Origin of the sequence: Variovorax sp. KBW07 (genome assembly GCF_003852515.1) — a bacterium.
Lineage (GTDB): Bacteria > Pseudomonadota > Gammaproteobacteria > Burkholderiales > Burkholderiaceae_C > Variovorax.
This window is the reverse complement of sequence record NZ_QAJK01000077.1, coordinates 1-370: the sequence shown is the minus strand read 5'-3', so window position 1 is coordinate 370 and position 370 is coordinate 1. Positions and strand designations below refer to the sequence as shown.

Annotated in this window: 1 pseudogene; it reads right to left on the bottom strand. The window is 66.2% G+C overall.

The annotated features are described in order from the left end of the window. A pseudogene (locus tag DBV14_RS17045) lies at nt 1-355 on the bottom strand (protein TolA); the annotation flags it as partial. Nucleotides 356-370 lie beyond the last annotated feature (15 nt).

The following is a 370-nucleotide window of genomic DNA, read 5'->3' as shown; positions in this document are numbered from 1 at the left end:
CCTGCATGCGCTTGAGCGTGGCGGCACGATCGGCGGCGGCCTGCTTGGCGGCAGCCTCGGCCTTCTTGGCTTCAGCCTGCTTGGCGTCGGCCTCCTGCTGCTTCTTCTGCTCGGCCAGCTTTTTCTGCTGTTCCTTCTTGCGGTCGGCCTCATCTTCGGCGCGCTGTTTGGCCTCGAGCTCTTTTTTCTTCTGCTGCTGCTGTTGCTGCTGCTCGAGCTCGCGCTCTTTCTGTTCCTTTTGCTCCTTGAGCTTCTTCTCGCGCTCCAGGGCAATGTCGGGCGCCTTTGGCGCGGGCGCCGGCTCGGGCGCCTTGGCAACAGGGGGCGGTGGAGGCGCGGGGACGGGGGGCGGCACGGTCGACGGCGAAAC